This is a genomic window from Ensifer sp. R-19 (assembly GCF_049905105.1).
In the GTDB taxonomy this organism is placed as follows: Bacteria; Pseudomonadota; Alphaproteobacteria; order Rhizobiales; family Rhizobiaceae; genus Ensifer.
Window position 1 is genome coordinate 1,765,993 of the sequence record NZ_CP184570.1, and the last position, 14,567, is coordinate 1,780,559.

Annotated in this window: 12 protein-coding genes; 7 read left to right on the top strand and 5 right to left on the bottom strand. The window is 61.1% G+C overall.

All coding sequences use genetic code 11. The annotated features are described in order from the left end of the window. The first annotated feature begins 32 nt into the window (after window positions 1-32). A complete protein-coding gene (locus ACN9MO_RS27360; RefSeq protein ID WP_113133319.1) occupies window positions 33-818 on the top strand; it encodes a pseudouridine synthase in 786 nt (261 codons plus the stop codon). 16 nt (window positions 819-834) lie between these two features. Here the strand turns inward: ACN9MO_RS27360 and ACN9MO_RS27365 are convergent, their stop codons facing one another. Further along, window positions 835-2,637: an adenylate/guanylate cyclase domain-containing protein gene (locus ACN9MO_RS27365; protein WP_113133318.1), complete on the bottom strand. Its 1,803-nt coding sequence runs from the start codon at window positions 2,635-2,637 to the stop codon at window positions 835-837. A 332-nt stretch (window positions 2,638-2,969) separates the two neighbouring features. Here ACN9MO_RS27365 and ACN9MO_RS27370 point away from each other — a divergent pair, with 332 nt between their 5' ends. The 6 genes from ACN9MO_RS27370 to ACN9MO_RS27395 all read left to right on the top strand — a co-directional run bounded on the left by ACN9MO_RS27370 (window position 2,970) and on the right by ACN9MO_RS27395 (window position 7,793). Beyond that, window positions 2,970-3,947 carry a tripartite tricarboxylate transporter substrate-binding protein gene (locus tag ACN9MO_RS27370; RefSeq protein WP_113133329.1) on the top strand — a complete coding sequence of 326 codons (978 nt, stop codon included), beginning with the start codon at window positions 2,970-2,972 and terminating at the stop codon, window positions 3,945-3,947. 228 nt (window positions 3,948-4,175) lie between these two features. Beyond that, window positions 4,176-4,637 (top strand): tripartite tricarboxylate transporter TctB family protein, encoded by a 462-nt coding sequence (locus ACN9MO_RS27375; protein ID WP_058322686.1) that lies wholly within the window; start codon window positions 4,176-4,178, stop codon window positions 4,635-4,637. A 10-nt stretch (window positions 4,638-4,647) separates the two neighbouring features. Beyond that, complete coding sequence (locus ACN9MO_RS27380) at window positions 4,648-6,153, top strand: tripartite tricarboxylate transporter permease (RefSeq protein WP_112994029.1); 1,506 nt, start codon at window positions 4,648-4,650, stop codon at window positions 6,151-6,153. A gap of 188 nt (window positions 6,154-6,341) precedes the next feature. Continuing rightward, window positions 6,342-6,737: a hypothetical protein gene (locus tag ACN9MO_RS27385; RefSeq protein WP_162733683.1), complete on the top strand. Its 396-nt coding sequence runs from the start codon at window positions 6,342-6,344 to the stop codon at window positions 6,735-6,737. A 92-nt stretch (window positions 6,738-6,829) separates the two neighbouring features. Next, window positions 6,830-7,525 carry a helix-turn-helix domain-containing protein gene (locus ACN9MO_RS27390; RefSeq protein ID WP_162733682.1) on the top strand — a complete coding sequence of 232 codons (696 nt, stop codon included), beginning with the start codon at window positions 6,830-6,832 and terminating at the stop codon, window positions 7,523-7,525. Window positions 7,526-7,577: 52 nt separating this feature from the next. Next, window positions 7,578-7,793, top strand: coding sequence for a hypothetical protein (locus tag ACN9MO_RS27395; RefSeq protein ID WP_113133315.1), 216 nt, complete (start codon window positions 7,578-7,580; stop codon window positions 7,791-7,793). Between the two features lie 139 nt (window positions 7,794-7,932). Here ACN9MO_RS27395 and ACN9MO_RS27400 read toward each other — a convergent pair whose 3' ends face one another. The 4 genes from ACN9MO_RS27400 to repA form a co-directional block, all read right to left on the bottom strand. Then, entirely contained in the window at window positions 7,933-9,096 is a 1,164-nt protein-coding gene (locus tag ACN9MO_RS27400; RefSeq protein WP_113133314.1) for an RHE_PE00001 family protein, read from the bottom strand. Between the two features lie 1,499 nt (window positions 9,097-10,595). Then, the gene (gene repC, locus ACN9MO_RS27405; protein ID WP_113133313.1) at window positions 10,596-11,885 is read right to left on the bottom strand and encodes a plasmid replication protein RepC; all 1,290 of its coding nucleotides are present in this window, start codon (window positions 11,883-11,885) and stop codon (window positions 10,596-10,598) included. 156 nt (window positions 11,886-12,041) lie between these two features. Next, entirely contained in the window at window positions 12,042-13,055 is a 1,014-nt protein-coding gene (repB, locus tag ACN9MO_RS27410; protein WP_113133312.1) for a plasmid partitioning protein RepB, read from the bottom strand. A 3-nt stretch (window positions 13,056-13,058) separates the two neighbouring features. Further along, a complete protein-coding gene (repA, locus tag ACN9MO_RS27415; RefSeq protein WP_375293072.1) occupies window positions 13,059-14,255 on the bottom strand; it encodes a plasmid partitioning protein RepA in 1,197 nt (398 codons plus the stop codon). Window positions 14,256-14,567: the final 312 nt, after the last annotated feature.

Below are 14,567 nucleotides of genomic sequence, written 5' to 3' on the forward strand. Positions count from 1 at the left end.
CCGCACACGACCAGGAACCGGAAGATCACAGCGTGAAGCAGAAGCGACCGACAGCCGCTCGAGAAACCGGACGCCACGCCGGGGCCGATGCCGGCAAGCGCGTGACGGTTGCCCGCGCACTTTCCAAGCTCGGCTATTGTTCGCGCACGCAGGCCGAAAAGCTCGTGCTCGAAGGGCGCGTCAGCGTCGGCGGACGCAAGATCACGGACCTTTCACACTGGGTCGCCGTCGACAAGGATCGCATCACGGTCGACGGCAAGCCGGTGCTTGCCGAAGAGAAGATCTATCTGATGCTGAACAAACCGCGTGGACTGGTCACGACCCGCCACGACCCGGAAGGCCGGCCGACCGTCTTCGATTGCCTGAGGGATATAGACACCTCTTTCCTGTCCCCGGTCGGTCGCCTCGACAAGGCGAGCGAAGGACTTCTGCTCTTCACCAACGACACGGTACTCGCCCAGCGCCTGCTTGATCCTGAAACCCATCTCGGCAAGGTCTACCACGTGCAGATCGCCGGGCAGATCGGTGACGATCAACTCAAGCAAATGGTTGCCGGCATCGAAGAAGGCGGAGAAACCTTGCACGCAGCGCGGGCCGTCCACCTCAGGGGCGGCGACAAGAACACGTGGATCGAAGTCGAGCTGGAAGAGGGGCGCAACCGCCAGATCCGCCGCATGCTCGATGCGCTCGGCTTCGAGGTGCTGCGCCTGCTGCGGGTTTCGATCGGGACGATCGCTCTTGGCGATTTGCCGAAGGGTACGAGCCGCAGCCTGGCCCCTGAGGAAGTCGCCTATCTGAGGCGACGCACGGGTCTTTGACGGCAGACAACGGACCTCAGTTTCCAAAACGGGCCCTTGCCACACGCATTATCTCCGCAAAACGCGGCAGTGAACGCAGGCTGTCCAGGTCGTTGTCGTTTTCCATCCATACCAACAATTCGGGGCTCATCTTCGGCGTGATGCGCTCAAGCGCGTCCAGGGCCGCTTCCGCGTCACCACTGATCGCCCAGGCACAAACCAGATTTGCCTGCAGCTGGATATTGTCGGGCTCAAGCAGACTGGCGCGCGATGCCCATTCGTTGGCCCTCTCGCGGTCGCCAAGGAGGGCGAGGATACCGGCGCCATGCCCGATCGCGCCGCTATGATCCGGCTCGGCAGCGACGATGCGCTCAATCCGGGCTAACGCGCGGCGACAGGCCTCAAGTGCCGCCTGCGCGTCGCCTTTGCCCTGGTAGCATTGGATGGCCATGGCAGCGGCGTTGTAGTCCGCGGGGGCCAGCGCCGCGGCCCGCTCAAAGTGGCGTATGGCGTCGTCATAGCGACGCTGCATAAGGAAAGTTCGACCGGCGGCGAGATTGGTAGCGTAGTCGTCGGGCTCGAGCTGCAGGGCAATGGCACATTGCCGCTCCGCCTCCTCAAACTGTCCTCGATATAGAAATAGCAGCGCCTTTGCGGCATGGGCGCTGGCGAGACCGGAATCGAGTTCGAGGGCGCGGTCGATTTCCAGCTCGCCTGTTTCCCCACCTCCGACGCTGCGCCGCAGCCGGTTGAGCGTTTCGCCAAGAAGGGCCCAGGCCCGTGCATTGCCGGGCTCCAGCTCGGTCACGCGACGGCAGAGCCGGATGATCAGCGGCAGATGTCGCTCGGACCCGGTGATATTGTATTCGCGCGCCAGGAGAAACAGCTTGTAGGCTTCCGGATCGGTCGGCGCTTTGCGCTCCAATGCCTGGCGCTCCGCAGGTAGGAGCTGAAGCCGGAGCGCCTCGACGACGGCACTTGCCAGGTCAGACTGCAGCCGCAACACGTCCTTGATCTCTCGGTCGAAGCGCTCGGCCCAGACGGTCGCCTCGTTTGCGCCATCGATCAACTGCGCCGCCAGTCGCATTCGGTCACCGGCCTTGCGCACGCTGCCTTCGAGGATGTAGGCGACGTTCAGTTGTTGTGCGACGACCCGCGCGCTCTGTGCTTTCATCCCGAAGGAGGTCGCCCGCGAGATGACCGAGAGTGACGAGAGTTTGCTGAGGTCGATGATGATGTCCTCGGTAACGCCGGCACTGAAATAATCCTGTTCCGGATCGCCGCTCATATTGGTGAAGGGCAGGACACAGATGCCGATCCGTTCGCGCTTGCCACCGGTCTCTGGCGGCCCGCCAGGGTGGATGGCGAAGGCGCGGACAGCGCGCTCGATGTTCTTGAGCGACATCGGCCCGAGGTCTTCCAGGGCAAGGCTCAGCTTTCCGGCGACGTGCTCGCGGACCGCTTCGGAGAGGATGATCCCACCAGGCTCGGCGAGAGCTTGCAGCCGCGCGGCGATGTTGACCCCTTCCCCATAGAGATCGCCATCTTCGGCGATCACATCACCCAGGTTGAGCCCCATGCGAAAGCGGAGTGATGGGTCGGTTGCCGCGGCCACGCTCTGAAGCGCCATTGCGCATAGGGTCGCATCGACCGCACTCGCAAACTCGATCAGGGCGCCGTCACCCATCAGCTTGACGATACGGCCATGGTGCCGCACCAGCGTCGGATCGAATGCCGCAAAGGCCGCCTTGACGCGGGCAAGTGTACCTGCCTCGTCGCGTCCCATCAGCTTGCTATAGCCGGCGATATCGATACAGAGAACAGCGGCCAGTTTGCGCATCCAACCATTCCCATGGGCGAGCGCTCACTGTGAAGCTTTAGCCTCCCCGAGAGCAGTCCAACACACCCAGGCACAAGAAACAAGCGAAGACACCTGATCGCCCCTGAACTCAAGGGCGCGGTACCACGCCGCCCTTGATGGGTGGAAATCCACCCACGCGATTGGCCGCATGTTTCCAAATCCACCCAAATCAACGCCCGCGCCCGACAAATACGCCCCGTCACCCCGCTAAGCCGTTGTCTGCTCTAAGATTGCGTTTGCAAATGGGGTACCCAGAACCGGCGCGGGAGGAAACCTTGCCGGCTGGCCGATATTTCATCCGGGAGGAAGAGATGAAAACCCTGAATGCCATGCTCGGCGCTGTTGCCGCCCTGTCGCTTTTCGCCGTCTCCGCTAATGCACAAACCTATCCCGAACGCTCGATCACCATGGTCGTGCCGTTCTCGGCCGGTGGCCCGACGGATACTGTCGCGCGTCTCGTGGCTGAATCCATGTCGAAGGATCTCGGCCAGCAGATCATCGTCGAGAACGTCGGCGGTGCCGGCGGCACCCTTGGCGCCGGCCGCGTCGCCCAGGCCGATCCGGATGGCTACACCGTGCTTCTGCATCATATCGGCATGGCGACCAGCGCTACGCTCTACCGCAAGCTCGCCTATGATACGCTGAACTCCTTCGAATATGTCGGCCTCGTCACCGAAGTGCCGATGACCATCGTCGCCCGCAAGGATTTGGAGCCGGCCGACCTCAAGGGTCTCGTCGAGTACGTCAAGGCGAACAAGGACACCGTCACCGTCGCCAATGCCGGTATCGGCGCCGCCTCGCATCTCTGCGGTATGATGTTCATGAGCGCCATTGAGACACCGCTGACGACCGTGCCTTACAAGGGCACCGGCCCGGCAATGACCGATCTTCTTGGCGGCCAGGTCGATATCATGTGCGACCAGACCACCAACACCACGAAGCAGATCCAGGGCGGCACGATCAAGGCCTATGCGGTCACCTCACCGGAACGCCTCAAGGTATTCCCCGATCTGCCGACCACCGCTGAAGGCGGCCTACCGAACCTTCAGGTCGGCATCTGGCACGGTATCTACACCCCGAAGGGCACGCCCGCCGAAGTGACCGAACGCCTGTCGAAATCGCTGCAGGTCGCGCTCAAGGATCCGAACGTCGTCGCCCGCTTCGGCGAACTCGGCACCGAGCCCTCGTCGGACGCCGATGCGACCCCGGCCGCGCTGAAGGCAAAGCTTGAGAGCGAAATCGCCCGCTGGAAGCCGGTGATCGAAGCAGCCGGCCAATACGCCGACTGATCCACGGCTCGTCGCGCCGCGTCCTGGCTCACCCCGGAGCGCGGCGCCTCTGACATTGGGGAAGCAGCGACGGTGCCCGGAGAGGGGTCAAATGCCGTCAAACGCTGTTGACAGCTGTCAACGTGCGCCGCCCAATGCGCGAACCCGGCGTGATGCCGGCAATGCCAATGCGGGAGGCCGTCGGACAAGCCTCGGCCGGCTGCCCCGCCCAGAACATATGGGGACACGATGAAATCACTCTCCTTCGACACCACCAATGCGCTCTGCGGCGGGATATTGACAGCGGTCGGGCTGTTCTTCACCTGGCAGGCCTTCAATCTCGAGCTTGGCACCGCCTTTCGCATGGGCCCCGGCTACTTCCCGCTGGTGCTCGCGATCATCCTGACGCTGCTCGGCATCGTGATCCTCGTGCAGTCCACCCGCGTCCAAGGCGAGCCCATCGGCCCGATCGCGCTGCGCGGCATGGCCTTCATCCTGCCGGCACCCATCTTCTTCGGCCTGACAGTCCGTGGCCTCGGCTTCGTGCCGGCGCTGTTCTTCACCGCGCTGATCGCCTGCTTCGCATCGGGCCGGATGAAACCGCTCATGGCGCTGGCGCTTTCACTGGCGCTGACCGCCTTCTCGGTCGCGGTGTTCAGCTATGGCCTCGGCCTGCCCTTCCAGCGCTTCGGCCCCTGGGTCCAGTTTTAGGAGACGCGCGATGGAACTCTTCAGCAATCTCGCGCTCGGTTTCGCAACCGCGGCCTCCCCTGCCAACCTGCTCTTCTGCCTGATCGGCGTTTTGCTCGGCACCTTGATCGGCGTGCTTCCGGGCATTGGCGCCACGGCGACCATTGCCATGCTGCTGCCGATCACCTTCCAGCTCGAGCCGGTCTCGTCGCTGATCATGCTCGCCGGCATCTACTACGGCGCGCAGTATGGCGGCTCTACTACCGCCATCCTGATCAACATGCCAGGCGAATCCTCCTCGGCGGTTACCGCGATCGACGGCTACCAGATGGCCCGCAAAGGCCGTGCTGGTGCGGCACTCGCCATTGCAGCGCTCGGCTCGTTCTTCGCCGGCACCGTCTCGACGTTCCTCGTCGCAGTCTTCGCGCCGCCGTTGACCGAGATCGCTCTGAAATTCGGCGCGGCCGAATATTTCTCGCTGATGATCGTCGGCCTCGTCTCATCGATCGCGCTCGCCCATGGGTCGATCACCAAGGCTTTGGCCATGGTGGCGCTGGGCCTGCTGCTTGGGTTGGTCGGTACCGACATCTATTCCGGCACGCCGCGTTTCACGCTCGGCATCCGGGAGTATGCTGACGGGCTCAACTTCGTCGCGCTCGCGGTCGGTGTCTTCGGCATCGCCGAAATCCTGCGCAACCTCGAAAGCGAACGCACCCGCGAAGTGCTGATGGCCAAGGTCACCGACCTGATGCCGACCCGGGATGACTTCAAGCGCATGTTCGGACCGGTCGTGCGCGGCACCATCATCGGCTCGGCGCTCGGCATTCTGCCCGGCGGCGGCGCAATCCTTGCCGCTTTCGCCTCCTATACGGTGGAAAAGCGCGTCTCGGACCGTCCTGAAGAGTTCGGCCATGGCGCCATCGCCGGCGTCGCCGGTCCGGAAAGCGCCAACAATGCCGGTGCACAGACCTCGTTCATCCCGCTGCTCACCCTTGGCATTCCGGCCAACCCGGTCATGGCACTGATGATCGGCGCGATGATCATCCAGGGGATCGTGCCCGGTCCGAACGTGGCGTCCGAGCAGCCCGCGCTCTTCTGGGGCATCATCGCCTCAATGTGGATCGGCAACCTGATGCTGGTTGTCCTCAACCTGCCGCTGATCGGGCTCTGGGTGAAGCTGCTCAAGATCCCCTATTACGTGCTGTTCCCGATCATCATGGCGTTCTGCTCGATCGGCGTCTACAGCGTCAACTCCAACGTCTATGACCTCTATGCCGTCGCCTTCTTCGGCCTGGTCGGTTACCTGCTGTTGAAGCTGCGCTGCGAGCCGGCGCCGCTGCTGCTCGGCTTCGTGCTCGGGCCGCTGCTTGAGGAGAACCTTCGCCGCGCCATGATCCTGTCGCGCGGCGATCCGACGACCTTCGTCACCCGACCGATCAGCGCGATCCTGCTTCTGATCGCGGCGTTGGTGCTCGTCGTCGTTTTCCTGCCGAGCGTAAAGGCCAAACGGCAGGAGGTCTTTGTCGAGGAGGAATGATGGCTGCCAGCCATTTTCGCACCATTAGCTATATAAATCAATAGCTTAAGACGCCGCGCCTCCAACCGGACGCGCGGCGTTCCCTTGACTGCGGCATTCTGCCCCTGCGCGGTTTGCCACATTGAGCTTTATCAAGCCGCTCGCCTATTTCTCATTCATCGAGAAAGAGACGAGGACGAAGCCGAGCGATGACACGTCGCACGAAATCAAGATGGGACAAGGCCCTGCGCACCCTGTGCGCCATGGCTCTTTTCCTGCTGGGTTTCGTCCACCTCGGCCCTGCCCTCGCCGCCCCAACCTCGACAGCCGATTACGAGCTCTACGCGCTTCCCGACGGTTCGCTGCCGGATTTCTGTCAAACCGGCATTGACGCCGACGGGAAGGAAAAGCCGGCGCAGAAACATGTCTGCAGTGCCTGCCGGTTCTTCTGGGCGCTGCTTACGCCGCCGCATGACACCGTCGGCGAGCGCCTGCAAGGTAGCCTTGCGCCCACGGTTGCGGTGACCGCCGTACGGCCGCCAACACAGGTTCATTCGCCGAACTCCAGTCCGCGTGGACCGCCCAAAACCAACATCTGGCTTTGAAACCGCGTTGACAGCTGTCAACGCTCATCCTTCGATGTCGGATGGCAGCGAGGCGTCGTTCCTCCTTGTATCCGCAGTGCGGACATATCCCAATGCCCGAAACCCAATCCACAGTCGCGCCCTACGCGGCCCCTCCCCTTGCGCCCTTGAGCAGACCGCCGCGTCTTCCTGCCTGCAGCCGCGTGGTCAGTGAAAATTTCACACTGCTTTTTGAAGGTGGCCGCAACCGCTCGCTCTTTCGCGTGCTCGACGGTTGTATCGTCCTCTCTCAGCTGCTTGACGACGGCCGCAGGCAAATCACCGATGTGCTCGGTCCCGGCCGGCTTTTCGGTTTCACAGTCGATGGACGCAACATCGCCACGGCGGAGACCTTGAGCATCGCGCGTATCGAATCCCTGGGCGATGCCGAACTTCACGCAACCAATCCGGCTGTCGCCAGCGAGTTGAAGACGGCGCTGCATCGGCTGCAGACGCATGCCACCCTGCTTGGTCGCAAGACCGCGAGCGAGAAGGTGGCCAGTGCCTTGGTCGAGCTGTCGCGTCTGTTCAATCGCAGCGGCGTCCCTGCCCGACTGAGCTTCCACCTGCATCTCACCCGGGCAGATCTTGCCGACTGGCTCGGCCTTACCGTCGAGACCGTCAGCCGCTGTCTCAATCGCTTCAAGCGCGAAGGCCTGATCGATTTCAGCCATCCGAAGACCATGCGCGTGCTCGATCCCGAACGCCTCGAAGCTGCAGCCGGCCTCACAGGCCAGCGAACTGCCTGCGGCGTGCAACCCCAGAACTGAAGATCTCCGACCAGTCCATCCCCACCCGGACTGCCCCAGAAAAGGAAGAACAATGATTGCCAGACTTGTCTACAACGTGCCGGTATTCGGCTGGATGCTGAAGGAAGCCGTACAGGGATCGCAGACGGCAAAAGTCCTGTTTGTGATCAACTGCGCATTGATCTGGCTGCTCGCGATCGTCGCCTTCGGCTACCCGGCGATCATCATCCCGGCGTTGATTCTGGTACCAGTCGTATTCGTGCTGCTGATCCTGATCACCATGGGCTAATGGCTAACGCCCATCGCGCAGAAGTGCGCAGCAGTTTTGCGACAACGACATGCGAAATATCAAAAGCTTAAAGCGCAAGGAGCGAATCTGAACGATCGCGACGCGCTTTAGATCCTCCCTTGGGCATACAGCGCATGGGCTAAAGCACACCCCAGCCGCGGTAGCGTCCGCGGCCGGTCATTTCGCGGATGCCAAGTTCCCGCACGAGGTTCAACGCACCACGCGGCGTCACGCCGACATGCTGGGCGACGAGCGTGGCTGAAACGATCGGTCGCGACAGCACCAGCTCGATCAGCGCCGGCAGGCTACTGTTGGAGCGGCGATCGCGGATGCGCATCTCCATCTGGGTCTTGGCCAACGATAGGCGGTCGAGTTCCTTGAGACCCAGATCCGCGGTCACCGTCATCGCTTCCAAGAAAGCGCTCCATCGTGTCACTGGATCTTGCGAGCGCCGTCGTTCGTGACGGACGACCTTCTGTCCGGCGTTGAAGGAGAGGAGATGCGAGGTAACCTTGCCGCGTGATCTCAGATAGGCGCCAACGAGCAGTGAACCCATCCAGTGTTGGCGGCGCAGCGGCTCGATCCGCTCCCAGGCGTCGAAGAGCAGCGCGGCGCCCAGGCTGGCCGGCAACTGATCCGCTGTCGCGACCACCTGGCGCCATTCGTCGATTCGTGCGTCTTCGTCCCATTCCTCGTCAAAGAGCAGGCCCAGCTGTCCCATGGGCTCCTGCGCGGTCACACGTGCCGCGCGCTCGGCGACTTCGAGCGTATCCTTGTCGTGCGCTTCCAGCAGCTGCTGTGACCGAGCGATCGCCGCATCGATGGCCGCAAACTCAGCAGCCATGGGATTGGCGTCCGGCTCGTCGTCCACCTCAAGATGGCGGTCATTGCCAGTGGCGCTCGACTGCGGCTCCAGCCTTGCCTCTGCAGGCGTACCTACGGCATTCACCGGTGGAAGCTGTTCGCCCCGAAGGGCGGCGAGACCCTGAGGCGAAAGCGCCCATGCGGGTTCGGCCAGCCAGATGCGCCGCCGCGCGCGTATAACCGAATGGGCAATCGTCAATTCATGCGTGGGGGCACGCGCGTCCATATGGGCATCGTGCAGCACGAGATCCTCCACATGGACGAGTTCACCGGCAACCCATAGGGCAGCCGCAGCGTCGAAGAAGTGGCCGCGCTCGCGGAAGCCGTCTTCGACCGCATGGCGGTTTGTTCGCTCGTCCAGTCGCGCCAAGCCATCTTCTGCCGAAATCAGCAGTGGAAGCAGTGTCGGATGATAGGGATCGGGGATCTGGTATCGCATTTCAAACTAAGGGTGCCAGTGTCGAAATGGAACGTAACACGATATTCATTTCCGTCACAGATACGCTGTATCGCATTCGGGTCTCGACTATTTGAAAGAGCGCACCGGCGTTGCGCCGGTATAGCGTAGCCTCCGCGATGGACTTATGCAGATCAATCGTTCGCCGATTGGAGCCTTGCACGACAAGGCCACCGAACTCTGGTGGCAATTACCGTGGGCTTGCAGTGGGCTAAGCGCATCGACTGTTGACAGCTGTCAACGTACGGCGGAGCGCGGAGCGCCGAGCCAGATTCAGGAACACGTCGGACACCTCAGATGGTTCACGCGAGCATGATCAAGCCATCATCCAGTTCTCCGGGGCAGGGCGCGGCCAGAGGTTCGCCGGGTTGGCTATCGCTTCCATGATCGTCTGCGCTGCCCGCTCCGGCGTTTCCGTGTTTGAAACCACCCGCCTGAGCTAATGCAGGTTTCGCTCGATTGCCTCGTACGTGCGCACGACAGCATGCCCCATTCGTTCGCGTCCGACACGGTTCGCTTCCCGATCAATGACACGACCGCTTGACGTCCAAAGCGTGAAGACAAAGACCGGCGTTTCACGAGGTAGCGCGCTGCAAAACAGATCGAACTTCTCGGCGTCGTCAAAGACATAGTCGAAGCAGACCCATGGTCGCCCCCATGGCCAGATAGGCAGCGGCGAGTGCAGCGCCAGCCCGGCATGTCGAACCGGGTCCTAGGGAAGTTCGAACATCTTCCGGGGCGAAATGGCGCAAAGCGTCGCCAACGATGTTGATCGTACCGGGATGGCTCCGCGCCAGAACCCGACTTACCGTAGTCTTGCCGACGCCGCCAGGCCCGTTAATAACTACGACATGAGACCTTGGCCAAGGCCCGCGGCTGATTCGTGCCCCAACATTGTTGCCTTAAGTGGGTGCGGGACCAAGCGCTGAACGCAGCATACCGTCTTGAGAGCGGGCGGCTATATCACTCTTTTATCCACGGAGATTGCTGGCTGAATTTCTGGCAGTCCTCGATCCCGTCCGCCTCTAATTGCTCTTTGTCTCAAGCCCAGCCCGCTCCGTTGACAGCTGTCAACATGAGGCGCGCGCACGCCGAAGCTCAACGTCCCGGCGCCCTTCGAGCCCCACTAACGTTCGAAACCTAACCAGTGGAGCCGTCTTCGCAGGCAGCTGTTTCCAATCGTAGAGAGCCATCGGCAAAACCCGCGCTAGCGGATCATCCGGCTATTCCCAAAGCCGTCCGGGCGACGGAAGCAAACGCCCCTTTTCTTTCCAAAAGGGACAAAAACAACAATGTTATCGAGGAGATGGCGGGAGACTCAAATTGAATCCTGAGCACTACAATATCCCAAAGATATGAATCCCTGCGCCTCCAGTTTCCCGCATTTGGTTGCCTTATACAAGCTCGCATCGATCGGCGAGAGAAGTAACGGCTACATCAGAGCATCGCACTCAGCTCCCATCAAATGGCCCGTCCTCCATTCATCCAACGACCGAAGCTTGGGCGCGTAGACGTGCCGATAACATTGCCGAGACAGCGAAGGATTGGCACTTCGCTCGGCGCGTCAGGTCACGCAGATAGGCGCCGGCGGAATGAATGTGCTCAGCTCGCTCCAGAAGGCACGCCAGCACGGTCGCGGTCGTTTCTGGCCCGAGTGTGGCGCAGGCTTCGTTGTAGGCATCAGGGCTGATCCCAAGCATGTTTTTGACGACTGTGGCGGCTGTCAGGAGATCGCGCCAGTTGTCGATACGACCGGATGGGCCGTAGTCGCGGATTTGCGGGCAGGCCTTCAATACGAGTGGCAGCGGTGTAGCACGGATGAGGGGAGGGGTTGCCGGGGGATGCGAGCGACGTTCCGGCAGCAGCGATGTTTCGATATTTGCAGGTGGATCACTCGCATTTTGGCCGACCGGCAGCACATCCGTCGACGCTTTGCGCGAAAATTCGACCCCAAGTCTTTCATCAGACGGTTCAGATTCAGAAAGATAATCGGATTCTGAATTCTGTATGTGCCGCTCATTTTGGCGTTCATTGGCAGCCGTATTTTGTGTTTTCAGTAGATTTTCCAGACGATTAGTCAGTTCGTCTTGCAGCAGGGCAAGAACAGGGAGGAGGCGCTCGATTTCGGCGATGGAGGGCTTGCGCGAGAGGGACATAGAGACGGCCTGGCAGCGCGCTTCGGCCTCTTCAGCGTAGGCGATATCAGATGGGCGCAACAGATCGACCAGCTTTGCAACGTCACGGCGGCAGAGGCTCATGCGTTCGCGCATCATCTGAAGGTAACGCCGGTCAGCTTCCAGACGAGCAGACTCAGCTTCGAACTCGGCCGCGCGAGAAAGCAACGGTGCAAGGTCGAACCCGAATGCCTGGCCAATCGCTCCCTTGCGGTCACGGCGCGCGTAACGCTTACCGTTGGGGCTATCGCGCCGGAGAATGAGGCCAGCCTCGACCAGGGTGGCAAGATGCCGCCGGAGCGTCGTCTCGGCCATGCCGTGTGTTCTCAGAGAAAGCTGAGCATTGGAGGGAAACACGACGAGACCGTCGGCTGCCTCGAGTTCCGTCTTCGGGTAGAACGACAGCAATGCGTTCAAGACGGCAAGAGAGCGATCGGAAACGCCAAGGCTCGACTTGGCGGCGCAGACCGTTCGAAACAATTTCCATTTGTCGACCTTGCCTTCGTCGACGACCGAAGCGCTGGAAAGTTGGTGCGCCAACATCCCAAGCGACATCGCCCGCCGCCCAAAGGGCGTCGTGACAATCCCACAATCCATTTGTCTTCACCTTTTTCAAGGCAAAAGAAATTCGTTCGCCGAAACGACGTTGAAAACTCTTGACACCGATTCGCGGAAATGGGATTCTCTAGTTGCTACACGAGAGAAGGGTTTCCGCAGCGCTAGTCGTTCGGAAGCCTTTTTCTTTTGCTCTGTTTAGTCTCCTGTTTCCTCTTGGTATTCGAGGTACAGAGATTTGAGCCTCTGCCTCACGAAATCTGCAAAGCCCGGGGCCTTCTTCCTGCTGAAGGACAGCGTCGTTTCGCCATCCGTTTCACGGATCCGGACCGGGGTTGTATCGTCGGGCGCCACCCATGAGATGGCTCTGGCGCGCGCCTTGGAGGCGCTCAGGACGGCGCAAAGCGCATCAAAACGCTGATCGCTCCCGGCCGCCTGAAATTGTTTTTCTTTGACAAAGACGTCTGCAGCTTCGGCCCTTCCGTCCTGGTCCAGAAGGTCGGCGAGCTCGAACCAACGACGCCGACCGATCGTCGGCGCCGGCCCAATCGCCTCGATCAGGGCGGTCGGTAGCCGACGAACGACGGAAATCATCTTTGAAAGTGCGGCCTTGTCGACGCCAAGCGAGGACATGATGATCTCGCGGGAGAAGCCGCGATCCTCAAGGCGCGTGGCGAAGAGTGATCGCTCGATGAAGGACAGATCCGTGCGAGTGTTGTTCTCCTGCCCCTGAGAGACGACCAACTGTTCGTCGCTGAGATCGCGGACAACCGCGCGGACCTTGCTGCCAAGCTCGCGTGCGGCTGCCAATCGGCGATGACCGTAGGCAACCTGGTAGCGCCCTTCGGCATCCGGATGCGGACGCACGAGGATTGGAACCTGTTGTCCGTGCTCGCGAATCTGTTCTGCTAGAGCGGATTGTGCATCTGCTCCGATCTCGAGACGATCGACGACGAAAGAGGCGTCGATGAGCGCAGGGTCGAGATCGACGATCGTCAGTCCTTCGGCAAGCTGGCGCTCCAATTCCTGGGCGCGCTCAACTTTCTGGGTGATATTCGACAGGGACCGCGTAATGCCGCCGACGGCGCTTGCTGGCCGCGTCCCGACACTCAGGCCGGCGATCGGCCGGGCTGTTGCCAGGCGTTCGAGAGCCGCTTCAGCGTCGTTTCCGGCCGTGTCGTCCGCAATTCCAATCAGATTCTTACGGGCCATGGATTACTTCCTCCCCCAAACCTGACGGATCAGTTCTTCGATCTCGCCATTGACCTGGTTCAGCGAATCCATGGCGCGGTCGTAGGTGCCGCGGACGAATTGCGAGCGCTCGACTTCGTAGAGTGTCTGCTTCGTCACGCCGGCATCGGAGATAGCCGTCGACTTCACCATCGCGTTCTGCAGCATGCGGTTGCCGAAAATGGCGCGCATAAAGCCGGTCATCTGGCTCTGCGGACCGTCATTCGGCTCGAAACGCGTGCCGAGATAGCGCATCCAGTCGTAACTTGTGCGCCCTCCGGCCTTCTCGACGACACTCATCAGCTCACTCGTCATCGACAGGAACTGCGACATCGACATGACGTCGAGCATCTGCGGATGCACGGTGATGAGAACGGATGTGGCGGCGCAGAGCGCCGACATGGTCAGGAAGCCGAGTTGCGGCGGGCAGTCGATGACGACGATATCGTAGAAACTCTCGATTTCCGCCAATACGTCGCCGATGCGCGCGAAGAAGAGGGTTTCGGCAGCGCCACCTACCATCATTGCCTTTGGCGTCTCATGCTCGAATTCCATGAGCTCGAGATTGCCGGGAATGAGGTGAAGGTTGGCCGTGTAGGTCGAACGGACGATGTCGGCGATCGGTCGCGGCTCGTCGTAGCGGATCGCGCCGTAAAGCGTTTCGCCCTCACCAACGTCCAATTCCGGCTGGTGGCCGAAGAGGGCGGAAAGCGAAGCCTGCGGATCAAGGTCGATCGCGAGCGTCCGGTAGCCGCGGAGGGCCAGATATTGGGCAAGGTGGGCAGATGTCGTCGTCTTCGCCGACCCGCCCTTGAAATTCATGACCGATATGACTTGAAGCTTCTCGTCGCCGCGGCGGTGCGGGACGTATTTCCCGGATTTGCCGCCTTCGTCGAGAACGCGGCGGATGCGCTCGATGTCCTCAACGGCGTACATGCGCCGACCGTTTGACAAGGGCGCCGGGCCGTGGCCCTCTGAGGCCACCTGCCTCAGGTAGCCTTCACCGATTCCAATGAAGGCGGCCGCTTCGGCAGGGCTGAAGAGGCGCATCGCCTTTTGGGCTTGCGGAGGGAAGATCTTCTTTTGATGCTGCTGCAGCTGATGCGCCAGTTCCAAAGCATCGGCAGCCAGAAGCGTCGGCAGATGCTCCTGTTCGTCGTGACCTTGAATTTTCTGTTGCAACATTGGGTTCCCCGAAAACTGCGCAAAAATCGTCATATCGGAACAATATGCGCAGATGCACTATGCTCCGATTCGGTTCGGTTTTACAAATGCATAGCGATCTATACCCAAGGCCCTGATTTGGCTGCGAATGAACCCGGGATCGCGGCCGGTTGTCCGCGGACAACTGCGACTTCGTGGTGAAGGTTGCCACAGCTTGGCGGGTCATTTTCCGGTCGAGACGAGAAGCTCTAATAGAGTATAGAATTTATAGACTATTGACAGATGAGCGGATTGTGTCACGATTGTGTTTATCAGAGACGTGACGCGAGA

What these genes read in the sequence shown, in the direction of transcription:
- ACN9MO_RS27365 (WP_113133318.1), bottom strand. Translation starts at nt 2,637, where the DNA reads ATGCGCAAACTGGCCGCTGTTCTCTGTATCGATATCGCCGGCTATAGC.
- ACN9MO_RS27370 (WP_113133329.1), top strand. Translation starts at nt 2,970, where the DNA reads ATGAAAACCCTGAATGCCATGCTCGGCGCTGTTGCCGCCCTGTCGCTT.
- ACN9MO_RS27375 (WP_058322686.1), top strand. Translation starts at nt 4,176, where the DNA reads ATGAAATCACTCTCCTTCGACACCACCAATGCGCTCTGCGGCGGGATA.
- ACN9MO_RS27380 (WP_112994029.1), top strand. Translation starts at nt 4,648, where the DNA reads ATGGAACTCTTCAGCAATCTCGCGCTCGGTTTCGCAACCGCGGCCTCC.
- ACN9MO_RS27385 (WP_162733683.1), top strand. Translation starts at nt 6,342, where the DNA reads ATGACACGTCGCACGAAATCAAGATGGGACAAGGCCCTGCGCACCCTG.
- ACN9MO_RS27390 (WP_162733682.1), top strand. Translation starts at nt 6,830, where the DNA reads ATGCCCGAAACCCAATCCACAGTCGCGCCCTACGCGGCCCCTCCCCTT.
- ACN9MO_RS27395 (WP_113133315.1), top strand. Translation starts at nt 7,578, where the DNA reads ATGATTGCCAGACTTGTCTACAACGTGCCGGTATTCGGCTGGATGCTG.
- ACN9MO_RS27400 (WP_113133314.1), bottom strand. Translation starts at nt 9,096, where the DNA reads ATGCGATACCAGATCCCCGATCCCTATCATCCGACACTGCTTCCACTG.
- repC (WP_113133313.1), bottom strand. Translation starts at nt 11,885, where the DNA reads ATGGATTGTGGGATTGTCACGACGCCCTTTGGGCGGCGGGCGATGTCG.
- repB (WP_113133312.1), bottom strand. Translation starts at nt 13,055, where the DNA reads ATGGCCCGTAAGAATCTGATTGGAATTGCGGACGACACGGCCGGAAAC.